This is a genomic window from Schaalia vaccimaxillae DSM 15804 (assembly GCF_000420425.1).
Taxonomy (GTDB): Bacteria; Actinomycetota; Actinomycetes; order Actinomycetales; family Actinomycetaceae; genus Pauljensenia; species Pauljensenia vaccimaxillae.
On sequence record NZ_ATUX01000005.1, the window covers coordinates 69,643 to 91,648 of the forward strand.

Sequence of the window (22,006 nt, forward strand, 5' to 3'; positions counted from 1 at the left end):
TGGCCGGGTGACGTCGAGTAGGAAACCCGCCAAACCGTCCCCGTTCGCTTTGTCGACCGGGACCTTGGCACCGACGCACCCGTTTTCTGGAAAAACCCGAATTCCAGGGTTGGATGGGCTTCGTGCCATCGCCACCTTGTTCGTTCTCGCATACCATTTGCTGCCCGATGTTATTGCGTCAGGCTTCGGTGGTGTCGACATGTTCTTCGTCTTGTCGGGTTTCCTCATTACGTCCCTGCTGCTTGATGAGAAAGCCTCAACGGGGCGGATCAATCTCAAGAAGTTCTGGGTGAGGCGTCTGCGCAGACTCGTGCCCGCTGTAGTGGTCACCTGCCTGGCTGCCACGGCGATGGCGCTGATCGTTGGAGGCGACGCACTGGTGGCGCTTCCTCGTCAAGTCGCAGGAGCGTTGACAGCAACATACAACTGGGTAGAGATCGTTCACGGCTCCTCCTATTTTGAACACGCTTCGCCGCTGTTGTTGACGAATATGTGGTCGCTGGCGGTCGAGCAGCAGTTCTATGTGGTGTGGCCTCTAATCGTGTGGGGGCTTTTGGCTTTTCCACCGAGGTACCGCATCGTTTCGGCGGCGGTCCTGGGCGCTGGTTCGGTTGCGATTCATCTGCTCACGATGGGTGATGACTTATCGCGCGCCTATATGGGTACGGATTCCCACCTGTGGGGCCTGATGATTGGGGCGGGTATCGCCTTTTATGTTCCTGATGCGATGACCACCAAAGACCGGCGTGATAGCAATGCCGACCGCTGGGCAATCGCCGGAATTATTGGCCTTGCGATTGATTTGGCGACCATGGTGTTGCTCCCCGAAAAGTTCATGTACCCGTGGGGCATGATTGCGGTGTCCCTAGGTTCGGGGCTGGTTGTTCGCTCACTGATCCCTGATGTGTCCGTCCAGGGGCCCGCACGGGTCCTCGCCAAGATTCTCGATTTGAAGCCTTTGACGTGGTTGGGTGAGCGCTCCTACGGCATCTACCTGTGGCATTGGCCGCTGTGGGTGTTGACTTTCTATGCGGCTCCCATGCTGAATGTGTGGGCTGTTGCGGCCCTGGTTGTCCTGGCTTCCATTGGTATGGCGGCTCTGTCTTTCCGATTCATTGAGACACCGATTCGTCTGCAGGGCTGGAAGGAATGGTGCCGTCATCTTTGGCATCATTTCCTTGATCTAAAGGTCTATGGCAGAGCAGCCGTCGGCGTTGTCACCACGATTGTCCTGTTCTTTTCAGGATGGGCGATGGCGGTTTCGCCTCCGAAGTCCAGCGCCGCCCTCGCCGTTGAAGCCGGTCGAGAAAAGGCCAGGATCCAAGCTGAAGCCCAGGCTGCACAGTCAGCGGCCGAGGCAGCCGCCCGTGAGCAGGCTGCCCAATCTGCTGCGGCAACGACGACGCCGATGGTTGCGGGTACTGACGTGACGGTGATTGGTGACTCCATTACGGTTGCGGCGATGGCTGGCCTCGAGGAGGCCTACCCCGGAATCTACACTGATGGCGAGGTTTCCCGTTCAATCGAGGACGCGCCTACGATCATCCAGAGTTTGATCGACTCGGCTTCCTTGCGTCCCTACGTGGTGGTGTCGTTGGCAACGAACACTCTTGTCACGGCGGAGCAAATCCAGGCTTTGGTTGATCAGGTGGGCCCGGATCGGCGGCTGATTTTGGTGACGGGTTTTGGTCCGGCTCGCACAACGTGGATTCCGCCTGCTAATGATGCCATTAGGAATGCGGCGAAGACCTTCGACAATGTGTTTGTTGCTGACTGGGGGGAGCGCATCAGCCAACATCAGGACCTTTTGGCCGGCGATGCCGTTCACCCGGCGGATGAACAGGGTGTTGCCGTTTATGTGGCGGCGTTGACGCAAGCTTTGAACGTCGCTTCGGTGAGCTGACGGCTTACGAATACCTGCGCACGATCTGTAGCACGTCGCCGGCGTAGGAGCGCCCGAATAGGTACGCGTGGATCATCATGATGTGGAGTTGGTGTAAAGTAACGCGTTCCCGCCAGCCGTCGGCTAGGGGAGACTCTTCGTTGTAGGCGGCGAGGATCTGCTCAAGCATGGGGCATCCGAACACTGCAAGTGCCGCCAGGTCTTCTTCAGCGTGTCCGCCCTGAGCAGCTGGGTCAATGAGGACCACTCCTTTCGGGGTCCACATGACGTTGCCGCTCCACAGGTCGCCGTGGGTTCGTGCGGCTCCGACCTCACCCTCGTTGATGTGGGCGCGGACGAGGGCGGGCTGTGGATGGTCGAAGTCACCTGAGGCCAGTCGCTCGCAAAAATCGCGGATCAAAGCACGGTCTGATGTGGAAAAAGCCGGACAGTTGACATATGGCAGGATGCGTTCGCTGGCGTAGAAAGCTCCCCACGAGGACGGTTCCGACGTTCCGCGGGGCTGTGTGGGAAGAGTTAGCGGAGCTTGCCCTATCCAGCCGTCGCCGTGGTGTCCTGCTGGTGGCGCTCCAAGGTGGGAGGCTCCCGCAGCGTGGGTGTGGGCTAATGCTCGGCCAAAATCCTGCGCCGTCTGCGCGCTTGGATTGGTGCGTTCTAGGCGTGGTTCTTCCAGCCAGGTTCTGCCATGGTCGAGGACGGGCACGATAGCGGCGCCGTCGCTGCCAGCATCCGCCAGCCACGTGAGTCCCGCTACCTCGTAATTGATACGTAGGGGACGCGGATCGGTCTTGCGGAAGGTTTCCACAGGCTGCCTCCTCTTCGCCAGATGAAAGAAAAATACTCGCTCGCGGCGGCCGTATCCACAGTGGCGCCTGGCCTGTTCTATCCCCAGCTTTCTTGCTTGATCTTCACTGCGTGCTCATGGGTATTTAACGTCGAAAGCGCCAATTGTTCGCAACCGGAAGGAAAGTAAGGTGTACGAGCCAAATTCTCATGCCATCTGTAATGGTCGCGTTGAGCTTGCCAACGCAATGGTTCTTGCCAGTTCTGTGAGCGATGAGCTTGCATCAACGAACTTCCCTCATTGGCACGGTGGAGCTGGTGATGGCGCCCGAGCTGAATTGCGGCGCGTGTGTGATGCCCTACAGGAAGCACAAGGACAGATGGTTTACGCGCGGGCCCTGGCCAATGTTCAAGCTGACGCCGTAGAGGCGGCGCGCATGAACAACCCATTCTGGGAAACATCACAGATCCTCGAATTAACGGGGCTGGCCGACCTTGGATAGACCATCTCCCAGAGTCGTGGTCTCAAGTTCAACGACTCAAGTCGATACCGATGCCTTGGTGCAAGAAACGTTGGCGCTGCGTCAACAACTTGGTCCGTTGATGCGCTGCCTCGCCGAACTCGATGCAGCCTACGAGCAATGCAACGCAATCTGGGGTAGCCCGTATCAAGACACAGCCAGGCTTTCGTTGACGATCAGCGCTGCCCGCACAGACCTTGCGGCGGTGCGCGCCCAGCTGGCTCAGCTTGCCGACAAGACGGCCTACAGTGCCGTCGTCTATGCCAGTGCCGAACACGACGCCGCCCACTTTGAGCAAGTCTGGCGTGCCGTCACCGACGAAGGATCCCACCCGTGGAACACGGGCTGGGGCACCGTCTACGACGCGCAATCCGCTATGACTGCGTTCAACCTGAAACCCAGCTGGCTCACGAACATTCTGATCCACCCTGGAATCGCAGGGATTTCACTAGTCGCATTCATCCTCAAAGACATCGAAGAATTCGTGAAAGGCACGGGGGACGGGTATGTGGGCCTGCGAGCCCAATACAACATCAATGCTTTATCTAAGCGTGTCGTTGACGGCGCAGCCCTCACGCCTGATTTATCGGGCTTAGAAGAGAGTAGCGACGCTGCGGTAGCTGCGGCGCTCGCGGCAGGATGGATTGGTGGATTTGGGCAGTTACGGTCCGGCAGGACGCTAGGTGTCTATGTTTCCCACAGAGATTCGTCCTCGCCCTCGAGGAAACTATCGTTCCTGGCGAGTACAGGGAAAGAACGTCCTCAGGGCATTGTTTTAGGCGCAGACCCGTTCGGCCTGCTCACCTTTGTTTCGACCCTTGGGGTATTTTCGTCCAGGTCAGGGGTTCCAGCAGCACACGTCAGCCAGACGGCTCAGAGGCGTGCCCGTGGACGACTTGCGCCTGCCCAGGCACCAACCTCGTCCCCAACACCAACGCAGCCGTCACAACTCCTTGGTGAAATCGCCAAGGTTGGTGGAGATGAAAGTAATGGCCAGATTCGGATTCTTGAGCATTCGACTCCGGCAGTCGATGGGACGTCCACGAAGTCGTGGAGCGTGGTTATTCGGGGAACTCAGGTGTGGGCGCCGGGATCGTCGAACGTCCAAGACTTGGCGACGAACCTTCAAGCAGTGGCCCGTCAGCCTTCAGATCAGTCAGCTGCGGTGTTAGAAGCGATGAGACTTGCAGGGATCGAAAAAGGCGAGCCTGTGGAGTTTGTTGGCCATTCTCAAGGGGGCATCATCGCCGCTCAGCTGGCCGCAGATGAGGCAGTTAACGACCACTATTCGGTGGCCTCGGTATTGACGGCTGCGTCTCCGACAGCAGGATTTACCCCCAGCCCAGGAGTCAAAGTGTTGTCTTTGGAGAATACTCGCGACATTGTTCCGGCGTTGGATGGTGCGGCCAACCAGACAGTCCCCGGTATCACCACCGTGTCTTTTGACGGTGACGGGTTGGCGGACGGCAGGTCGTCGGTTCCGTCGGCCCACAGCCTGGATGTGTACCTCTCTCTCATGTCCCAAATCGAAGGGGACGAAGACGCCGGTGCCGGTCTTGATGAGGTTCACGCCTGGCAGCGCAGCCGCAGCTTTATGTTGGGATTAAACGAATCAACGACCACCACGGCGCATATCTTCGACACGCATCGGGTGACTGAGTCGGGATAAGTGCCTAATCGGCGTGTGCTCTCAAGACCTTTGAGGGCGAGGTGGTGGTCACGAGGTCGCGTTGGTGGCGCAGCGGTGCTACCGTGACGGACGTGACACGGGGTGCCACCGGCTGAGAACACACCCGTTGAACCTGTCCAGTTAAGACTGACGAAGGGATGTCGCATGCTCAATCACGCGACCGCTGCAACCGTACTCGACGCCGTTCGCGGCTCTACTCCACTGGTTTCGTGCATTACGAATACCGTGGTCCAAAACTTCACCGCTAACGCTCTGCTGGCAGTGGGTGCAGCCCCCGCAATGGTTGACATTGTGGGCGAGGCCGGCCCCTTTGCCACTGTTGCCTCGGGCCTTCTGATCAACTTGGGAACTCCCAATCCTGAGCAGCGTGAGGCCGCGGTCGAAGCCGCCCAAGCTGCCACAGAAGCGGGTACTCCGTGGGTTCTTGATCCGGTCGCTATTGGAGCACTGACCCACCGCACCGCTTTGGCGAACGTGTTGGCAGACATGAGGCCCGCAGCCGTGCGCGGTAACGCCTCCGAAATCATTGCCCTCGCGGGTGAGGGCGGGGGCGGGCGTGGGGTTGAGTCCGCAGACGAGGTCGACTCTGCTCTTGAGGCTGCTCGATCTATCGCTGAGCGCTTCGGTTCGGTCGTGGCCATTTCCGGGGCGACCGATGCGATTATCTCGACCGAGGGAATCATCCGAGTGGGTGGTGGGTCTGAAATGTTGACCCGAGTTACCGGCGGCGGGTGCACTTTGGGCGCCATGATTGCCGCATTCATTGCGGCGGGACGCAGCGTCGGTGTGAGCGACTTCGAATCGGTGGCTGCCTGTCACACCGTCTACTCTGCTGCCGCAGAAATTGCTGTCGAGGGCGCCGCTGGTCCGGGTTCTTTTGCTGCGCGTTTCCTGGATGCGCTCTACACGGTGAGCGGTGCAGACCTGGATCGGATTCCCTTGTCATGAGCGTTGGAACATCCACTAGGCCAGCCCCTGATCTGACTTGCTATCTGGTCACCGACGAGGCCCTGTGTGCCAGCGTGGGGCGCAGCGTTTTAGACACGGTGAAAGCTGCCGTCGAGGGCGGAGTCACCTGTGTGCAATTGCGCGCCAAGGACGCTAATGGCGGGCCTTTCTTAGAAGATGTCCTGGAAGTGGCCGAAGCTGTCGGACACCAGGTTCCCATCATCGTCAATGACCGTGTCGATGTGTTCTTGGCTGCTCGCGCTTTGGGAGCCAAGGTTGCAGGAGTCCACGTTGGGCAGGCTGACCTGCCGGCTAGCGTGGTGCGCCGACTCATTGGCGACGACGCATACCTTGGGCTGTCCGTGGGCACTGCCGAGGAAGCCCGCATTGCTGCCGAGGAAGGCTCCGCCGACCATGTTGGGTTGTCGGTACTGCGCTCGACCTCGACAAAAACAGACACCCCGGATGTGCTCGGGTATGAGGGTTGCGCCGAACTTGCTGACCTGGTCAACATGCCGTCGTGCGCGATAGGCGGGGTCACCGTGGCTGATACGGGTGCTCTGGTGCAGGCCGGGGTCGATGGCTCTGCCATTGTGTCCGCGATCTGCTGCGCGCCCGACCCGGGGGCTGCTTGCGCCGAAGTTGTTGCCGCATGGAAGGAAGCCCGTCAATGACAGGAGCCGTAAAAACACTGACCATTGCCGGTTCTGACCCCAGCGGTGGTGCCGGAATCCAAGCTGACATGAAAGCCATGAGTGCCAACGGAGCGTATGCGATGAGCGTCATCACCGCTCTGACTGCTCAGTCCACGCGGGGTGTGGCAGGGGTTCACGCGGTTCCCGTCGACTTTGTGCGCCTCCAACTCGATACGCTGCTGGCAGATATCACCCCGGATGCGACGAAGATTGGCATGCTGGCCACCAGCGAACTGGCCGACCTCGTCGGCGAGTATTTGCCCAAGCTATCCAACACGGTGCTTGATCCCGTCATGATCGCTACGTCAGGCGACAGGCTCCTGGACGAGGACGCGATCGCCGCAGTGATGCAGTTATGTACCCAGGCTGACATCATTACTCCCAACCTGCCCGAAGCTGCGGCTCTGCTTGGCTGCGACCCCGCGACTTGCGTTGACGAGCTGGTTGCCCAGGCGCAGGCACTGCACGCACAGGGGGTGCGGCGTGCCCTCGTCAAAGGCGGACACCTGGATGCTGATGCGACTGACGTTTACATTGACGACGATGGGCCGGTGCTGTTGACCGGCAGGCGCATTGACACGGAAAACACGCACGGTACGGGGTGTTCCTTGTCGTCAGCGATTGCGGCGCTTCGGCCCCAATCGTCCTCATGGTTAGAGGCTGTGCGGGGAGCGAAAGCCTTCTTGACTGAGGCTATTGCCCATGCCGACACCCTCCACGTTGGGCGCGGTCATGGGCCTGTCCATCATTTTCACGCACTGTGGCAAAAGGAGGCCTGACATGACTTTCAGCGAAGAACTCTGGGCCAGAATTGCGCCCATTCGCAACGCTATTGATGACTTGCCCTTCGTTAAAGGTTTGGGCGATGGCACCTTGGAGCGAGACAAGTTCGACTACTACATGGTCCAAGATGCTCTCTACCTGGGGGTGTATGGGCGAGCTTTGGCCGGACTGGCTTTGATGACGGACGATCCGGATGACATGGTGTTTTGGGCGGATTGTGCGAAGAACTCAATCCTTGTTGAAAGGCAGTTGCACGCTTCCCACATTGACGTCATGGAAGCGGCGACTCCGTCTCCTGCTTGCTTGGCGTACACGAGCTATCTACTGGCGTCACAAACTAGCGACTATGCGGTGGCGGCCGCGGCGATTTTGCCGTGCTTCTGGATTTACCAGGATGTGGGTGACGCGCTTTTGGAGGCAGCAGGTGACTTGGATGGACATGAATATGGGGACTGGATTGGCACCTACGCGGATCCGGTGTTCGCTGAGCAGACTCAGCGTGTGTGTTCCATCATCGACCGTCTAGCTGACGAGGGCAGGCCTCAGCTGCGTGAGCGCATGGCTCAAGCCTTTGAGCAGGCGTCACGCTATGAGTGGATGTTCTGGGACGCAGCGTGGCGAAAGGAAACGTGGCCCGTCTGACGGTTCAGCTGTTCTGACGTTTCTTGGGAGCGATGGCTGCTGAAACAAGAGCCGCGATGACAGCAGTGATGAGGCCGCCCAAAATGCAAGACCAGAAGCCGCCGGTCTGGAAAGGGAAGCCGAGTTGGACTGAGAACCAACCGGTGAGCATGAACATCAGCGCGTTGGTCACGATTGCGAACAGCCCGAAGGTCAGGATGTACAGGGTAAAAGTTAGCGTCTTGACGATCGGTTTGATCAGCGAGTTCACCACTGTGAAGATCAGGGCGATGATTGCCAGGGTCAAGATGGTGGTGCCTATATCGGTGCCCTCAGGAATTGAGATTGAGGGGACGAGTAGTGCGGCTACCCACAGTCCCGACATCGTGGCGACGAGTCGTGCAATGAAGTCCATACCGTCATTGTCGTCTCTGATGCTTGGAATCGCCTGCCCAGACCTCAGGGCTTGGGGTTTGAACTGTCACACCACCGGTGATGCCTGCGTGGGGACCTGCGCCATTAGTCTGCGTGTTTTCACTGTTGGCCTGACTGGCCTGATTGGGTGGGCTGGGGGTTGTTGAGTGTGATGCCTCGGTTTTCGAGTTCGGTGATGATGTTGCGGCCTGGGATGAATTGGTCGGGTTGGGTGGTGGACCCGTCAGTAGGCCGACAACCAGAGGAGTATCTGACAAAGAGTATGTTTTGGTCTTTGATGAAGTCTGCTGAGACGTCGCCGCTTGATTCGGTTGCGTACCAGACCATGTAGGACGACTGGTTGTCTGTTGTTCCGTAGACAGGGGTGATCAGGCCTGCTGGTTTGAGGTAGGTCTTGGATAGTTCATCGACGATGTTCGGATCTACGTAGCGGAACTTGAAACGTGGGCCTTCGATGCGCCAGCCTTCGCAGTCGAGGCTGTGCATGTATCTGTCGCCTTTGTATTGTGCGGTGTTGTCTGCGTGTTGGGCGATGGCTGTGATGAAGTTGATGATGGCTGGTTCTGTGGTGCGCTGGTATTCCTCAATGGTGGGGCGTTCTTCGACCGGGATGTCACCGTCCCAAAAAATCTGCTCGAAGGGGTCTTGGCGCGAACAGGCACTAATGCCAAGCGCTAGAAGTCCTACAGTGATAAACACTAGTATTTGTCGAACCGTCACCGCCCACCTCCAACGATTTTCGCTATTTGCCTCAAGGTCTCCGTTCCCGGATCTAAGTAGGTCGAATGGTTCGCAAATCCACGGCTATGAGGATCATACGAGGGTGAACCTGTTGCATCTCCGGTGATGTGGGTAATGTCTGGCATTCTCATCGGGTTTGTTCCGAATGCCCAATCCGGCCCGATTCCCTGAACCAGATCACCAGTGGGGACTCCCGATACATAGGCATGACCAGGGACAACACCATACTCGTCAGCAGAATTCGCTGAACCCCCAGGGGAACCGAACATGACGAAATCATCTACAACCTTCGGGACAATCTGGGTCATTGCCCGGGCCGATGTTGTTGATCCATACGAGTGACCCAGAAGGGTGAGATGAGGATCTGTTGAGCCATTATGAATACGAGAGTTATGAATCCCCTCCAAGAACGGAGTCAGGGACTCAGCGCCGCGGGTTGCTTTATCAGTAGAGACGACGCTGAAGTCAGGTGTTTCGAGCGATTGGGGAGCCTCGTAACCCAGCCATGCCACAACAGCAACCTCATCAACATCTACTGGCGTGGTTACTCTTAGTCTCTGCGCTGCACCCGTGTAGTACTCCAGCGAATCACGCACATTAGTCCCCATTCCCGGAACCAACACCGCCACATGCTCCGCCGTATGCACATCGCCTATACCTACAGCGGCCTTCAACCGCACACCCTTCGGATCCAACGTCAACAACGAATACGGTGCCGACGAAGTTGATCCGACTAGCAAACTCTTAACCGCCTCAAGCTCCGCAAGCTGCTTTTCAATCACAGCAAGCGGCTGATGAACGGGATACGGCTTGCCCGTTGCCCGCAATGCCTTAATCGCGTCAATGTCACGCTGTGCCTTGGCAATCAACCGTTCCAACATCAAACGATTCGCCCGATCCCTGGCCCACGTAGGTACCCCATCCAAGTTACCCACCGCATCAGGATGCGAAGAGATCAACCTGGAACGCTGCAACTGCGAAAGCGAAGCCCACCATAGGCTCACCTCTTGAATAGACCACGTTGGATCAGGAACAACAGGCAAACCCCGTGAACAAGAAGAGTCCTGCGTGTCACACGATGAATACGAACCATAAGCAATAGCACGCATCCGAGCCAACAAAGTGTCATCAACACTACGAGCCTTTTCAACGGCATCCCTGACAGCAGCCATAGCATGGTGGCGCAGCGTATTTAACCGCTCACGCTCCTCATTTCGTTAAAAATCAGGATCAGACACCACGCCTTCAGCCGATATACCTACGCGTGCATCAACCGCACAAGCCCGAGCCTTACGAACCAACACCTCAACTTGCGCCACACCAGCGGCAGCCTGCGCCATTGCCATCATCAACTCAGTGACATCACGAACCTGTCGATCAAGACACTGCGAAATCTGACCAACCCGAGACTTCATCGCATCGACAACCCTGCCCTCAGAAGACACACGATCCCGTAAAAACGCCAGCTCATCAAGGGCATCAACTCCGCGCTGGCGCTCAGTCCTCAACAAGTCCGCGACCTCGTACACCGGCGCACTAGACCAATACTCGATATCCGCCCATCGCACGTCAGACATTGGATGGCCCCAGCCTCGCCGCCAAACGCGCAAAACGCTGGGTCGGATCCGTCACAGCCGTAATCGACTCTATAGCCACCACATGATTCGGATTGAACAGGCGCACGGCCTCGTCCTCGTTCATCTTCACCGCAACAACACTGCGCGCCACATTCTGACCAAAAACCGACATGTCACGACTGCGAGCGCGGAAGTCGTCATCCATCTGTGCGGCAGTATCGCGAATCGCGTTGACGCTCGACCCACCGGCAAGCCCGGCAGCCACCTGCCCGACAGCATCGCCAATCATGATCCTGGAAAGATCGTTAGCGATCTGTTGAGCGTGCGCCGCTGCCCGCTCCAGATCACCGTCGACGATGTGGAGCGCATCATTTCCGCCCACTGCGCCTATCCCTCAATATGGAAGCCGAATTCGTGATGATGCTCATCATAAAGTAAAAGCGTTCCCGCGAAAATAGGTGGCCGAGTGTCGAAGCCGATCAGCCCACTATTAATACTGCTGTTAGAACCGCGCACCACAGGGTTTCGCTCAGACCCAAAACAATGGGCTTAAAAGGTTTCCGGCTGCGCTGCGCGACCGGGAAGACCCAAGCCCGAATGATCAGTACAACCCAGACCGCGCCGATGCCAAGGGGTAGATCCAAGCCCACCATGCACCCGCCAACCAATAAACCGCTCGCAATGTGGTAGATGATCGAGGCTCGCGCCCAGCGAATATCTCCTCGCCCTCGGATCATCGAACGCACAAAGAGCACAGTCCCGAAAAAGTACAGCACCAGGATTGCGGTCGATGTCCAGATGCGTACTCCCTGGTCGCCGCCAGACAGGCTGTGTGGCACCACATCCGTAAAAGCTCCGCCGCCAACTGACAGGCTTGCAGCAACCGGCGCGACCAGGCAAGAAATGACAATGCTCAGGGCTCGTGTCACCAACGCCCGTTCTTGACGTCGGAATATGAGTCCGATGGTTGCAGCGGCTAGGGGAAGGTAGAGCCAGGCCCAGCTCAGCAGTGCCGGTCGGACAATCACGAGGGCGAGGCCGAGGACGCAGGTGACGCTGGTGTGCGACAACAAGGCAAGATGAACTGGCTTGCGACGCCGTACAGGAGTCTTTGCCCAGACCTCAACGACATTGAACGCGAGGAATGCCGCGAGCCAGGCTGCGGCGAGGAGGATGTGGATTGGGTGAGCGCCTGCGTGAGTAATGCCGATGAGCAGCGGAGATGCGGCCATGGCCCAGGCGCCGTGTTGGTCGGGTATCCATCCTGCGCGGACGAGGGCGCGGCTACGCGAAGTGCTCTTCTTTGGTGATGCTGCGCCGACCATGCACTAAGACTAAGGCGTACCTAAGCATCAATGAAAGCTCCTCTGTTGTGGCCATAGTCTGAGACGCCAAGTCCAAATAGTGAATGATCGCGGAACCATGGAAACCATGTCCGCATCAAACGCACAACACAGTCCATCCAGCCAACAGCACGGCAATAGCCAAACCCGGGAAGACGCCCAGGCCCGCATCGCCGTCACCGTCTTCCCCGTCCTCGTCATCATCGCGTTCCTGCTCGCCCTCTTCATGCCCACAACCTTCGCACCGATGGCCGCCTACACGAACTGGGCGCTCGGCATCATCATGTTCGGCATGGGACTGACCCTGACCGTCCCCGACTTTGCGCTGGTCGTCAAAAGGCCGCTGCCCGTCCTCATCGGCGTCCTCGCCCAATTCATCATCATGCCGACCATTGCCTTCCTGCTCGTCACCGTCTTCAACCTGCCCGAGGCAGTAGCTGTCGGCGTGATCCTGGTCGGTTGCGCCCCCGGAGGAACCTCCTCCAACGTCATCTCCTACCTATCTAAAGGCGACGTCGCCCTCTCAGTCACCATGACGTCAATCTCCACACTCCTGGCACCCCTCATGACTCCGGTCCTGACCAAAATGCTGGCAGGCGCCGCCATGGAAGTGTCCGTTTCCGCAATGGCTATGTCGATCGTCAAAATGGTGCTCGTGCCCGTCATCGGCGGCCTCGTTATCCGCCTCATTGCCGCCCGCTTTGTCGAAAAGATCCTCCCGGCCCTGCCGTGGATCTCAGTCCTGGGTATCTGCTACGTCGTCATGGCCGTCGTCTCTAAGTCTGCCGACAAGATCCTCACCGCTGGCCTGATGATTCTGCTTGTCGTTGTCTGCCACAACCTGCTTGGCTACCTCCTCGGATACTTCGCAGGCAAGATTGGCCGCGGTAATGAACGCGCCTGCCGTACCACCTCTGTCGAGGTCGGCATGCAAAATTCCGGCTTGGCTGCGACCTTGGCCGCCACCCACTTCAGTGCCACCCCCGAAACGGCTCTGCCCGGCGCAATCTTCTCCGTCTGGCACAACATTTCCGGCGCACTGCTGGCCATGTACTACCGTCGTCGCCCGCTCAAGGACTGACCTCGTCAGCTCTCTCAACTGCTGAATCGAATCGGGGCTGTAGGCGCATCTCGCGTCCGCAGCCCCGATTCGTTGAATTCCTAGCAGATGGGTGAGAACTGCCCTTTCATCGTTCCGTGAGTTTGCCGTCCTCCATGACGAGGATGCGATCGCACACCTTTGTCAGTCTCTCATCATGAGTGACCATCACCGTGGCCTTAGCGCGCTCATGGGTTTGCTCAGCAAGAATCTGCGCCACATCCATTGCCCTTCGAGTATCGAGGGCGGCTGTTGGCTCATCGGCCAAAATGAGGTCCGGATCGTGGTAGAGGGCAACTGCAATTGCTGTGCGTTGGCGCTCACCACCCGACAGGTCACCAGGGTAAGACTGGCGATATTTGGCAATTCCCAGGGCCTCCAAAAGTTCGTCGCGGCGCTTGAGGTCTGAACGGCTTCGAGCCACCCGATCATGCAGCAAGAACTGGTCCTCAACCTTGAGGAAAGGCACCAGCGATGCTGCCTGCAAAATGAAACCGATACGACTGTGACGCACCCGCGCCCGCTTCTTTTCGGGAAGCGTGGAAAATTCTTCTCCCCCAATCGTCACCTCACCCTGACTGGGAGTGCGCAAGCCCCCCATAATCGTCAAAAGCGTGGACTTACCGGACCCCGATGGCCCAAGGATCGCAATGAATTCTCCGGCGTGAATCGTCAGGTCGGTGGGGTGCAAGGCCGTAATCTCTTCATCACCCTGAGTGAAAGTCTTGGCTGCGTCGCGAATTTCTAGCAGAGCCGGGCCTTTTGATGAAGTGCTCATTGGATTGCCTCCACAGGGTCAATGCGGGCAACAACTCTGACCGAGATCAACCCGCCGATCAGCGACACGATAATGAACGCAGCAGTGATGAGGATTGAGAGCGAAATATTAGCGCGGAAAGGTACCGCCGCGGGCAACACAAGGCCCGAAGCAACGGTCAGTGCCAGGCCAATTGCCACGCCCGTCGTCACCAACAGTCCCGTCTGCGCGGCCCCAGCGCGGATCAGATACGAGGTCGGTACGCCGCGGGCCTTGAGAATGCCCAGCACCGGCCGCTTTTGCAACGTCAGTACGTAGATGAAAATGCCTAACACGAAGCTCGCGATGACAATGAGAGACGCGATCATCAATGTGAAGGTCAGGATCTGGACCGAATATCCGGGCAGCTTTGAAATGAAGTCATCGGCGGCGATGGCCTCGGCCTCGTTGTCTGCCAGGTCTGCGGCGAGCGTGGCGTCAGTGGAGTTCTCTGGATCAATCGCTTCGGGGACGACGAGGGCGCTGGCCACAGTCATACCGTCAGCAATCGCGTGTTCTGCTAGGGCCTGGCGATCGACGAGGACGATAGGGGCGGCCTGATACGTGTAGTCGTCAACGCTACCCACGATGGTCCACTCGTGATCAAAACCAGAGATCTTAAAAGAATCACCAACGGCCCAGCCTTCTTGTGTCAGGCTTGAGTCGATGAGGACCTCTGAGTCAGGGTCTTCAATGTTGCGTCCGTCGATCACGTCGGGCATCAAAGCTGAATCGGTGCCCAGTCCCCAGGCGTAGGCATCGGTCTTGACCAGACCGTCCTTATTGGGCTCGGCATTATTGCGACCTGCGGGAGCCTCGCCCTCGAGCACAGCAGGCGACGACAAGAGGACCTCAACGTCACTGCGCCCGCCCTCGTCCAAAACGGCCAAGAGTTTGTTGACGGTCTCTAGGTCCATGCGGGATGCCTGCATGGAACCGTCGGCGCTGTCCATGAGCACGATGGAGCCGGTGTTCCACTGGTCGATGGCGGCCCGGTAAGAGTGCGCTAAACCTGTGGCCAGGGAGACCAAGAAGAAGGTCAGGTAGGCCAAGAGCACAATCGATGTGGTGATGAGGGTGAATCTGGTCGGCTGATGCCGAATTTCACGTAAAGCCAGGAACATAGAGTCCTTCCAGGTGGGCACGATGCCCAATGTCTTTAAGAGTAGGTGACTGTCCGTCCGTCAGCGGTGTGGCTTCGCTGACATCACGCCACCGAGGCGATGCCGAAACCCACTGTTATGCGGTGACGCCGGTTCGTCTACGCACAGGCGCGGACGTGTAAGGGTGGATTTCGATGTATGCCGGTGGATCTCGGCGCAGATTTGAGCGCGACCGTTGTGCCAAACTCCGACCAAAAATAAAAACCGCGGACCCTGGGAAGGATCCGCGGCTCTTGCACGAGTCGGGGTGGCGGGATTTGAACCCACGACCTCTTCGTCCCGAACGAAGCGCGCTACCAAACTGCGCCACACCCCGTGCGACCGTTTGAGTATAGCCACGCGTTGCGCCTCGACCAAAACTAAGACGCCACCTGGACCTGCAGGATCGGTCACAGCGCAGGCGTTCAAGCGCAAAGCTCAGGCTGAACGCACCGTAATGAGTGAAACCTCGGGCCGGGTCGCGATACGCACGGGCGCAAAAGGCGAAGTGCCCAAACCAGCCGAGACATGCAACCACGCTTGGGAGTCGTCAACACTCCAATGATGGAGCCCCTTTGCATACTGGCGGTCAATGTCGCAATTAGTGATGATCGCACCGTAGAACGGCAAACCGATCTGGCCGCCGTGCGTGTGACCAGCCAAGATCAGATCCGATCCTGCGCGCGTGAGCGCATTGACGACGCGCAAGTAAGGCGAGTGAGTTACGCCCAGGCGCAGCGTCGTCGGCTGATCCCAAGACGAACTAGGTTCAACAATCCGATCACGATTGATGTGCGCATCATCAGCGCCCAACAACCCAACCTCTAAATCGCCACCTTCGGCGGGTACACGAATAACATCAGCACGGTTCGTTAGATCCGCCCACCCGGCGTCACGTAAGAAAGTTGCTAACTCAGTCCAGGGCAGGTCAGGAACAGTGCGTTCTTTGATCTTCGAAGCACCAAAGAGATAGCTGCCCCAGTTCTTGCGGTGAGGTGAATAGTAGTCATTCGAACCAAAAACGAATGCCCCAGGGTAAGTCAGGAATGGTTCATAGGCACGCGTAACCAGGTCAATACCGTGCTCGTCACCAAAGTTGTCACCCGTTGCGATTACGGCGTCGAAATGCTCAGTGCGTGCGACCTCGTCGAGGAAATCAATGAGGAACTCTTGGCCAGGAAAAAGGTGCAGATCGGCAATCTGTAACAGTGTGACATCCGGGATTTGGCGATCAGCAGGAAGCTGGATGTCGTAGCGGCGAATCGTAGGCGTACGGCGCTCCACCTGACCCCAGGCTAGGGCTCCAGCACCCAGTCCGATACCGGCTAGCGATGCAGCGCCGACGACGCGGCCGACACGCGCAATGCCTCGAAGTGCCCCATTCACTCTTCCTCGTCCTCTTCTTCTTTTTCGGTCTCTGCCTGGTTGTTGGCATTCTGACGGCCGCCGCGTTCTTCTTTTTCTTGCTGCGCGGGAGTTGGCCTGACGGGTTCAACAATCGGGGTTCCGATACTGGCCGAAGGCATAGCCTCAATCGGTGTGCCTGCCAAAGCGGCTGACATATACGGGGCCCAAATGTTCTGGCCTACGAAGGTTTCACCGTAAATCGCCGAGTAGTAAATGCCATTGATAGTCACGTACTGGACGGGGGTGTTTGAAGCATCTGCGTGACCGACCCATGCTGAGGTTGCCAAGGACGGGGTGAAGCCAGTGAGCCAAGTGTTCGAGTTACCGTCAGTCGTACCCGACTTCGCACCAAATTCTCGGCCGTCAGCAATGTGCGTCGAGCGGTAGTACTGGCTTGCCGAGGCCGTCAGCAGGGTCGCAGTCTTATTAGCAACCTCCGCAGACACCACCTCTTTGCAGCTTGCTTGATACTCCTTGAGAGTGTTTTCGTCACGGTCCACCACTGTGGTCATCGACTGGGGAGCACACAGTTTGCCTTCATTGGCCAAGGCGGCAAAAGCGCTAGCAACCTCCAAGGGAGAGGCTGTCGAAGAACCAATAATGTTGGCAGGGTATGCGGCAGTGACCTCTCCGTTCTCGCTGATGCCAAAGTCGTAGGCGGTTTGGAAAATATCGCAGAAGTCCACGCGCGACGCCATATTGACGAAGGCCTGGTTCACAGAAAGGCCGGTGGCTTTCAAGACGTTCATTGCTCCGTCTTTTCCTGCGAGGTCATTCACCGTATACGGGTCGGTGTAGATCGGAGCTCCATCACATGAGAACGCGGAGGAGCCGTAGGTGCGGTTGCGCGACCCCACCGATTGGTATGCGCTGTGGCCTTCCTTGAACCACTGAATGAGGGTGAAGACCTTGAAAGTCGAGCCGACTTGGAATTCGCCATCCGCGCCATAATTCGACATGGTTTCGCCCTCACCGACACCGTATTCGGTGTTCTGCGACATCGCCAGGACCTTGCCGGTTTTTGGTTCAACCGAGACGAGCGCATTGTCGAGGCCCGACGGGTCTGCAATCGGGATAGCCCCAGTTAAGGAATCATATGCAGCTTGCTGCTTAGTCGGATCAAGAGTGGTACGAATGGTGATGCCGCCGGTCTTTAGGAGATGTTCGCGTTCGGCCTGGGTCTTGCCGAATGCCTCGTCAGCGAGGAACTGAGAGAGCACAAAGTCGCAGAAATATGCGTTCTTCGAGCTGCCGCCTGAGCATCCTTCAGGATTGACATTAGGTTTGAGCATATCGGTGACATTGGTGGCCAAGCCCTGATCGAACTCCTCATCTGTGATTGAGCCCTGATTGTGCATCACTTCGAGGACGGTGTCTCGGCGTTCCTGTGCTGCTTCAGGGTAGGACAGAGGGTCATATTCGACTGGCGACTGGACGAGGCCGGCCAGCAGTGATGCTTCAAGGTAGGTTAGTTCGGATGCTGACTTAGAAAAGTAGCGTTGTGCGGCCGCTTCGACACCGTAGGTAATGGGCCCAAAGGGCGCGATATTGAGGTATCCGGTAAGAATCTGCTCCTTGTCCATCTGCTGTTCGATGGCCATCGCATACTTAATTTCGCGGAGCTTACGTTCCGTTGTCTGTTCAGTTGCCGCAGTAACTTGGTCTGCGTCTCCTTCAAGGTAGCCGCGTTCAGACAGCGCGTTGCGGACGAACTGCTGGGTGATGGTCGAGGCGCCTTGGGTGCCTGCGCCGCCGAGATTATTGACGAGGGCGCGTGCCATACCTGTTGGGTCCACACCGTGATGCTCATAAAATCGCCGGTCCTCGATGGCAATAATGGCATCTTTCATCTGCTGTGAGATTTGATCGCTTTGCACGATGATGCGTTGCTTGTCGTAAAAGCGTGCAATCACGGCTCCCGACGCGTCAAGCATCTGTGATTCTTCTGCCGGGTCGACGACTGAAATATCGTCTGGCAGTTCATTGAACACAGAGGGAACGGACTTAGCTGCCAGAGCAGTGGGTCCCACTGCTGGGACCAGCATGCCCGCTCCGACGATTCCCATGAGCACTGCGACGCTGACAAAAGCGAGCAGAAGTGCTATGAGTTGCGCGGGGCGCATTAGACGGGGGTGCGACTCAGACATAGGTACAGGATACGTTGTTGACGACAATCCATGGCTGGAAGAACACTGAGGGAAAATGTCAGGAATATCTGTCAGTTTGAATTAGGAAATGTCTGTGTGTATGGTCACATGTGGATCTCGAAGGCGAGTGAACCGGAGAATATCGATGACGAGTTTCGACGACGACCAGAGCTGGGTCGCCAAAGCTCTTTGTGCAGGCTATGAGCCCGATGCTCTCTTCGTCCAGGGCGCGACGCAGCGGCAGGTACGCCTACGCTGCCTCCAATGCGAGGTTCGGCTCGAATGCCTAGCTGATGCGCTTGAATCCGAAGCCAACTTTGGTGTCTGGGGTGGCTTGACTGAACGTGAACGTCGCGCAATTCTACGTCACTATCGCGATGTCAGTGACTGGTATGAGTGGCTCGCCAATTCGAAGGATCCCCTCGCAGAAGAGATTCGAGCCCCTAAAGTTCCGCGAGTCTTGGCTCACGTGCGCGGCTAGTCGACTTATTTCATCTTCTGTCGATCTTCGTCAAGCCATAGGATGTGGCTATGACTAAATGGGAGTATTCAACGATTCCGCTATTGACCCATGCGACGAAAGCAATCCTCGATCAGTGGGGCGCTGACGGCTGGGAGCTCGTTCAGGTGATTCCGGGGCCAACGGGTTCGGAAAATCTTGTTGCCTATCTCAAGCGTCCAATCGAAGACTGAATCCGTTTTTGGCGGTTGTGCGTCGGCCCGCCCGCTCACCGATTTCGCTTCGCGAATCGGTTCGAAGCCCGACCAGGCCCCACCGACGCACAACCGCCGAGAGCGGGAGAGTAGCCCGCTGGCTGATTCTTGAAATACGACTCGGCCCAGTAACTCTTTCCGAGTTACTGGGCCGAAGTGTTTAAGAAGAGATGTGGTTAGCGGGCTCGGCGAGCCAAGCGATCCACATCCAGCAGGGTCACTGCGCGACCCTCAAGGCGGATCCAACCGCGCGACACGAAGTCCGCAAGGGACTTGTTGACGGTCTCACGAGAAGCGCCAACCAATTGGGCCAACTCTTCCTGAGTGAGATCGTGAGGAACATGAACGCCCTTGTCAGTCGCGTTACCGAAACGGTCTGCCAGATCCAACAGAGCTTTAGCGACACGGCCTGGAACGTCAGAGAACACCAAGTCAGACAGGGACTCATTCGTGCGACGCAGACGCTGAGCCAGCGCCCGCAGCATGTGCTTAGCAAGAGCCGGGTTCTGATCGAGAATCTCCATCAAATCCTTGTGCTCAAGTTGGAGCAACGAAGCTGGCGACACAGCGGTGGCCGTGGTTGAACGGGGACCCGGATCGAAGAGGGTGAGCTCGCCGATAATCTCGCCCGGGCCAAGAACAGCCAAGAGCGACTCGCGCCCATCATTTGAAGTGTGGCCGAGCTTCACTTTGCCTTCGGTCACGATGTAGAGACGATCCCCCGGATCACCCTCGTCAAAGAGGACCTCGCCACGACGCAACGTCGTGTGGCCCATCTTCTGCTGAAGTGAAATCTGCTGTTCCTCATCGAGGCCACCAAAGAGCGGGACCTGGGAGATGAAATTTCCGTCACCGATCATCGTCAGGTGAACTCCAATCTGCTCGCACCCAGCGGGAGCGGGCGTCGGGAAAGCTGTCCGAGCGCATACGCAAGAATCAAAATGTGACCCTTTGCAGTTCCACGCGTCACATCCATTATGCCCCCTGGCGCTCCAGAACACCCACTAACGGCGCAAACGGGTCGAGTGTTCAGCCTCGACCTACAGATCAACGCACGTGCGACCACCCCCATTGGACTGCGCAAAATGCAGCTAAACCCTGGCGGCATCAAGCTCCAATAAAGGCCGAATCCCCGCAAGATTCCAAAGGAAACACGCGGGGATTCGATCCTGTTAGTGCAAAGAATTAACGCAGCCCGGCAGCCTTTTCTGCACGTCGACGCTCGCGGGCAGTGAAGAACGCGCCCGTTGGATTAACTTTCTCAACCTCAGCGCGCAGCGCTTCCTCTGCGCGTCCTCGACGACGACCGGAGTGCGACACAGCGCCCAAACACATCAGAGCCACCCCCAGCACCAGCATGCGGCCCGAATAACCCGAAGCCTGCAGGTGGTGGGTCAGATTCTGGCCGAACGCCCCCAAAAGACTGAAATCGTTCAAGAACCTCATCGCAGGCAAAACAGAGGTCGCCGTCAAGCCGGGCACCACCAACCAGGGAATGCCTGCGATCGTCGTGATCACACCCATCACCCACGCGCCCAGCGAGGAACGCAATGCCAACACGACCACAAGGATCGCCAACGCAAGGCCACCCAATAATTCACCAACAGCGGCGAAGTTCGCGACACCAGTGACCATCGCATTATTGTCCGCAAGAGTCATCCGCGCTCCAGCATCAGCTAGGAGATACCAAGCAATCGGAACGAGCAGGATCGAGCAGATGAGCGACCACAAATGAGCTCTAGTGCGCGACGGCACCATCGCAATAACAGTTGCGCCCTCAAAGAGAGCATCATCCAAGGAACGCGGTGTCGAGTCGATGCTGCTTGAGGAAGAGGACTCGCGGCGCGGTTTCCACGTCGTCTCCAGCTCGGGTTCTCCATTGGGCGGAGTCGCGGTCATCAGAGCGCGACGCTGCTGCGTGGTGTTGGAGATGAGAGGCTCCTCGTCCACGGTAGACGTTTCGGCGACCTGTCCGTCGACCGAATCATCCTCAAGGGCAGTCTGCGCGGCGACAGCGTCTTGCGCATCCGCATCGGGCTCAGCATCCTCAGCGGGCGGCGCCGGATCAACGAGGGCGGGTGCGTCCTCGTTGACATCAGCAGCATCCTCTTCGTCAATGCGGTGAGCCAGGAAATCTCCCGTGACCGGATTGCTTTGAGGATCGTCGTCGGCAAATACCGGCGGCAGGTCGTCCTCGTCCTCTTCGGGCTTGATGACGGGGATAGTGGTCGTGTGCGAACCAATGGTCACAGGCTCAATCTGGTTGGTTTCCAGCGGCGCTGACGAGTCTCCGATGATTTCCTCGTCGGTGCCTGCCACGGCCTCGCCCGACAGATCGACCTCTTCGCCGGTCAGGGGCTGATCACGCACGGACGACCAAATGTCTGCCGAGTCTGGCGAAGACTGCGAAGCCGCGGCAACTGAGACGTTGGCTCCCTCAGCTTCGTTGAAGCCCTCCGATTCTTCGAACTCGTCAGCTTCTTCAGAATGCTCCTGGGTGGGTGAAACCTCTTCGGCGCCCATGTCTGCGTCGATGGGTTCGAATACAAACTCAGGTTCGACGGCCAGACCGTCCTCGGTGTGCGAACCTGGCGTGTCTTCGCTGTCAGGCCTCGCGTTACCTTCGAATTCTTGATCAGACATGAGTTCCTCCTGCTCGAT

23 protein-coding genes, 1 tRNA gene and 1 riboswitch are annotated in these 22,006 nt (G+C 57.8%); of the genes, 10 read left to right on the plus strand and 14 right to left on the minus strand.

The features are described 5' to 3' along the window. The first annotated feature begins 7 nt into the window (after nt 1-7). Nucleotides 8-1,903 carry an acyltransferase family protein gene (locus G439_RS10555; RefSeq protein ID WP_040434441.1) on the plus strand — a complete coding sequence of 632 codons (1,896 nt, stop codon included), beginning with the start codon at nt 8-10 and terminating at the stop codon, nt 1,901-1,903. 4 nt (nt 1,904-1,907) lie between these two features. Here G439_RS10555 and G439_RS0100395 read toward each other — a convergent pair whose 3' ends face one another. Next, nucleotides 1,908-2,708, minus strand: coding sequence for a fructosamine kinase family protein (locus tag G439_RS0100395; protein ID WP_022867213.1), 801 nt, complete (start codon nt 2,706-2,708; stop codon nt 1,908-1,910). A 169-nt stretch (nt 2,709-2,877) separates the two neighbouring features. Here G439_RS0100395 and G439_RS0100400 point away from each other — a divergent pair, with 169 nt between their 5' ends. The 6 genes from G439_RS0100400 to G439_RS0100425 all read left to right on the plus strand — a co-directional run bounded on the left by G439_RS0100400 (nt 2,878) and on the right by G439_RS0100425 (nt 7,965). Further along, nucleotides 2,878-3,189: a hypothetical protein gene (locus G439_RS0100400; protein ID WP_022867214.1), complete on the plus strand. Its 312-nt coding sequence runs from the start codon at nt 2,878-2,880 to the stop codon at nt 3,187-3,189. Nucleotides 3,190-3,205: 16 nt separating this feature from the next. Beyond that, on the plus strand, nt 3,206-4,876 hold the full coding sequence (locus G439_RS12070) for an alpha/beta hydrolase family protein (RefSeq protein ID WP_022867215.1): 1,671 nt from the start codon (nt 3,206-3,208) through the stop codon (nt 4,874-4,876). Between the two features lie 88 nt (nt 4,877-4,964). Then, nucleotides 4,965-5,052: riboswitch (TPP riboswitch) on the plus strand. Further along, complete coding sequence (gene thiM, locus G439_RS0100410) at nt 5,042-5,845, plus strand: hydroxyethylthiazole kinase (protein WP_022867216.1); 804 nt, start codon at nt 5,042-5,044, stop codon at nt 5,843-5,845. It overlaps the preceding riboswitch by 11 nt. Beyond that, nucleotides 5,842-6,519 (plus strand): thiamine phosphate synthase, encoded by a 678-nt coding sequence (gene thiE, locus G439_RS0100415; protein WP_022867217.1) that lies wholly within the window; start codon nt 5,842-5,844, stop codon nt 6,517-6,519. Before thiM ends, thiE begins: the two co-directional genes overlap by 4 nt. Further along, complete coding sequence (gene thiD / locus G439_RS0100420) at nt 6,516-7,319, plus strand: bifunctional hydroxymethylpyrimidine kinase/phosphomethylpyrimidine kinase (RefSeq protein WP_022867218.1); 804 nt, start codon at nt 6,516-6,518, stop codon at nt 7,317-7,319. The genes thiE and thiD overlap by 4 nt, the downstream gene beginning before the upstream one ends. 1 nt (nt 7,320) lies before the next feature. Then, a complete protein-coding gene (locus G439_RS0100425; RefSeq protein ID WP_022867219.1) occupies nt 7,321-7,965 on the plus strand; it encodes a TenA family protein in 645 nt (214 codons plus the stop codon). Nucleotides 7,966-7,969: 4 nt separating this feature from the next. Here G439_RS0100425 and G439_RS0100430 read toward each other — a convergent pair whose 3' ends face one another. From G439_RS0100430 to G439_RS0100455, 6 genes are all read right to left on the minus strand, one after another. Beyond that, nucleotides 7,970-8,359, minus strand: a complete 390-nt coding sequence (locus tag G439_RS0100430; protein ID WP_022867220.1) for a phage holin family protein — start codon at nt 8,357-8,359, stop codon at nt 7,970-7,972. A gap of 119 nt (nt 8,360-8,478) precedes the next feature. Further along, on the minus strand, nt 8,479-9,099 hold the full coding sequence (locus G439_RS0100435) for a DUF4853 domain-containing protein (RefSeq protein ID WP_165544506.1): 621 nt from the start codon (nt 9,097-9,099) through the stop codon (nt 8,479-8,481). Further along, a complete protein-coding gene (locus G439_RS0100440) occupies nt 9,096-10,292 on the minus strand; it encodes an alpha/beta hydrolase (RefSeq protein ID WP_022867222.1) in 1,197 nt (398 codons plus the stop codon). The genes G439_RS0100435 and G439_RS0100440 overlap by 4 nt, the downstream gene beginning before the upstream one ends. A 45-nt stretch (nt 10,293-10,337) precedes the next feature. Then, entirely contained in the window at nt 10,338-10,697 is a 360-nt protein-coding gene (locus G439_RS0100445; protein ID WP_022867223.1) for a hypothetical protein, read from the minus strand. Next, nucleotides 10,690-11,079 carry a hypothetical protein gene (locus G439_RS0100450; protein ID WP_022867224.1) on the minus strand — a complete coding sequence of 130 codons (390 nt, stop codon included), beginning with the start codon at nt 11,077-11,079 and terminating at the stop codon, nt 10,690-10,692. The genes G439_RS0100445 and G439_RS0100450 overlap by 8 nt, the downstream gene beginning before the upstream one ends. A gap of 97 nt (nt 11,080-11,176) precedes the next feature. Next, the gene (locus tag G439_RS0100455; protein ID WP_083940708.1) at nt 11,177-12,022 is read right to left on the minus strand and encodes a YwiC-like family protein; all 846 of its coding nucleotides are present in this window, start codon (nt 12,020-12,022) and stop codon (nt 11,177-11,179) included. Between the two features lie 106 nt (nt 12,023-12,128). Here G439_RS0100455 and G439_RS0100460 point away from each other — a divergent pair, with 106 nt between their 5' ends. Then, a complete protein-coding gene (locus G439_RS0100460; protein WP_026459239.1) occupies nt 12,129-13,121 on the plus strand; it encodes a bile acid:sodium symporter family protein in 993 nt (330 codons plus the stop codon). Nucleotides 13,122-13,227: 106 nt separating this feature from the next. Here the strand turns inward: G439_RS0100460 and G439_RS0100465 are convergent, their stop codons facing one another. The 5 genes from G439_RS0100465 to G439_RS10570 all read right to left on the minus strand — a co-directional run bounded on the left by G439_RS0100465 (nt 13,228) and on the right by G439_RS10570 (nt 18,631). Beyond that, nucleotides 13,228-13,917, minus strand: a complete 690-nt coding sequence (locus G439_RS0100465) for an ABC transporter ATP-binding protein (RefSeq protein ID WP_022867227.1) — start codon at nt 13,915-13,917, stop codon at nt 13,228-13,230. After that, nucleotides 13,914-15,080, minus strand: coding sequence for an ABC transporter permease (locus G439_RS0100470; protein ID WP_243442526.1), 1,167 nt, complete (start codon nt 15,078-15,080; stop codon nt 13,914-13,916). The genes G439_RS0100465 and G439_RS0100470 overlap by 4 nt, the downstream gene beginning before the upstream one ends. A 260-nt stretch (nt 15,081-15,340) precedes the next feature. Further along, nucleotides 15,341-15,414: transfer RNA gene (locus tag G439_RS0100475), tRNA-Pro, on the minus strand. A 101-nt stretch (nt 15,415-15,515) separates the two neighbouring features. Continuing rightward, nucleotides 15,516-16,463: a metallophosphoesterase gene (locus G439_RS10565; protein WP_022867229.1), complete on the minus strand. Its 948-nt coding sequence runs from the start codon at nt 16,461-16,463 to the stop codon at nt 15,516-15,518. After that, nucleotides 16,460-18,631: a transglycosylase domain-containing protein gene (locus G439_RS10570; protein ID WP_022867230.1), complete on the minus strand. Its 2,172-nt coding sequence runs from the start codon at nt 18,629-18,631 to the stop codon at nt 16,460-16,462. The genes G439_RS10565 and G439_RS10570 overlap by 4 nt, the downstream gene beginning before the upstream one ends. Nucleotides 18,632-18,776: 145 nt before the next feature. On the opposite strand from G439_RS10570, the gene G439_RS0100495 reads away from it, so the two are divergent. Both G439_RS0100495 and sp36 read left to right on the plus strand, forming a co-directional pair. Next, on the plus strand, nt 18,777-19,112 hold the full coding sequence (locus G439_RS0100495) for a WhiB family transcriptional regulator (RefSeq protein WP_022867231.1): 336 nt from the start codon (nt 18,777-18,779) through the stop codon (nt 19,110-19,112). 50 nt (nt 19,113-19,162) lie between these two features. Beyond that, the gene (gene sp36 / locus G439_RS12320) at nt 19,163-19,324 is read left to right on the plus strand and encodes a Sp36 family protein (protein ID WP_022867232.1); all 162 of its coding nucleotides are present in this window, start codon (nt 19,163-19,165) and stop codon (nt 19,322-19,324) included. 197 nt (nt 19,325-19,521) lie between these two features. On the opposite strand, the gene G439_RS0100505 is transcribed toward sp36, so the two are convergent. Together G439_RS0100505 and G439_RS12075 are read right to left on the minus strand one after the other, a co-directional pair. Beyond that, nucleotides 19,522-20,205, minus strand: a complete 684-nt coding sequence (locus G439_RS0100505; RefSeq protein ID WP_022867233.1) for a Crp/Fnr family transcriptional regulator — start codon at nt 20,203-20,205, stop codon at nt 19,522-19,524. Nucleotides 20,206-20,530: 325 nt separating this feature from the next. Further along, complete coding sequence (locus G439_RS12075; RefSeq protein WP_022867234.1) at nt 20,531-21,988, minus strand: hypothetical protein; 1,458 nt, start codon at nt 21,986-21,988, stop codon at nt 20,531-20,533. Nucleotides 21,989-22,006 lie beyond the last annotated feature (18 nt).

Bases quoted from the DNA above. Each gene is read 5' to 3' on its own strand.
- G439_RS10570 (WP_022867230.1), bottom strand. From the start codon at position 18,631: ATGTCTGAGTCGCACCCCCGTCTAATGCGCCCCGCGCAACTCATAGCA.
- G439_RS0100495 (WP_022867231.1), top strand. From the start codon at position 18,777: ATGACGAGTTTCGACGACGACCAGAGCTGGGTCGCCAAAGCTCTTTGT.
- thiE (WP_022867217.1), top strand. From the start codon at position 5,842: ATGAGCGTTGGAACATCCACTAGGCCAGCCCCTGATCTGACTTGCTAT.
- thiD (WP_022867218.1), top strand. From the start codon at position 6,516: ATGACAGGAGCCGTAAAAACACTGACCATTGCCGGTTCTGACCCCAGC.
- thiM (WP_022867216.1), top strand. From the start codon at position 5,042: ATGCTCAATCACGCGACCGCTGCAACCGTACTCGACGCCGTTCGCGGC.
- G439_RS0100430 (WP_022867220.1), bottom strand. From the start codon at position 8,359: ATGGACTTCATTGCACGACTCGTCGCCACGATGTCGGGACTGTGGGTA.
- G439_RS0100460 (WP_026459239.1), top strand. From the start codon at position 12,129: ATGTCCGCATCAAACGCACAACACAGTCCATCCAGCCAACAGCACGGC.
- G439_RS0100455 (WP_083940708.1), bottom strand. From the start codon at position 12,022: ATGGTCGGCGCAGCATCACCAAAGAAGAGCACTTCGCGTAGCCGCGCC.
- G439_RS0100445 (WP_022867223.1), bottom strand. From the start codon at position 10,697: ATGTCTGACGTGCGATGGGCGGATATCGAGTATTGGTCTAGTGCGCCG.
- G439_RS0100505 (WP_022867233.1), bottom strand. From the start codon at position 20,205: ATGATCGGTGACGGAAATTTCATCTCCCAGGTCCCGCTCTTTGGTGGC.
- G439_RS0100425 (WP_022867219.1), top strand. From the start codon at position 7,321: ATGACTTTCAGCGAAGAACTCTGGGCCAGAATTGCGCCCATTCGCAAC.
- G439_RS0100440 (WP_022867222.1), bottom strand. From the start codon at position 10,292: ATGGCTGCTGTCAGGGATGCCGTTGAAAAGGCTCGTAGTGTTGATGAC.
- G439_RS0100465 (WP_022867227.1), bottom strand. From the start codon at position 13,917: ATGAGCACTTCATCAAAAGGCCCGGCTCTGCTAGAAATTCGCGACGCA.
- G439_RS12075 (WP_022867234.1), bottom strand. From the start codon at position 21,988: ATGTCTGATCAAGAATTCGAAGGTAACGCGAGGCCTGACAGCGAAGAC.
- sp36 (WP_022867232.1), top strand. From the start codon at position 19,163: ATGACTAAATGGGAGTATTCAACGATTCCGCTATTGACCCATGCGACG.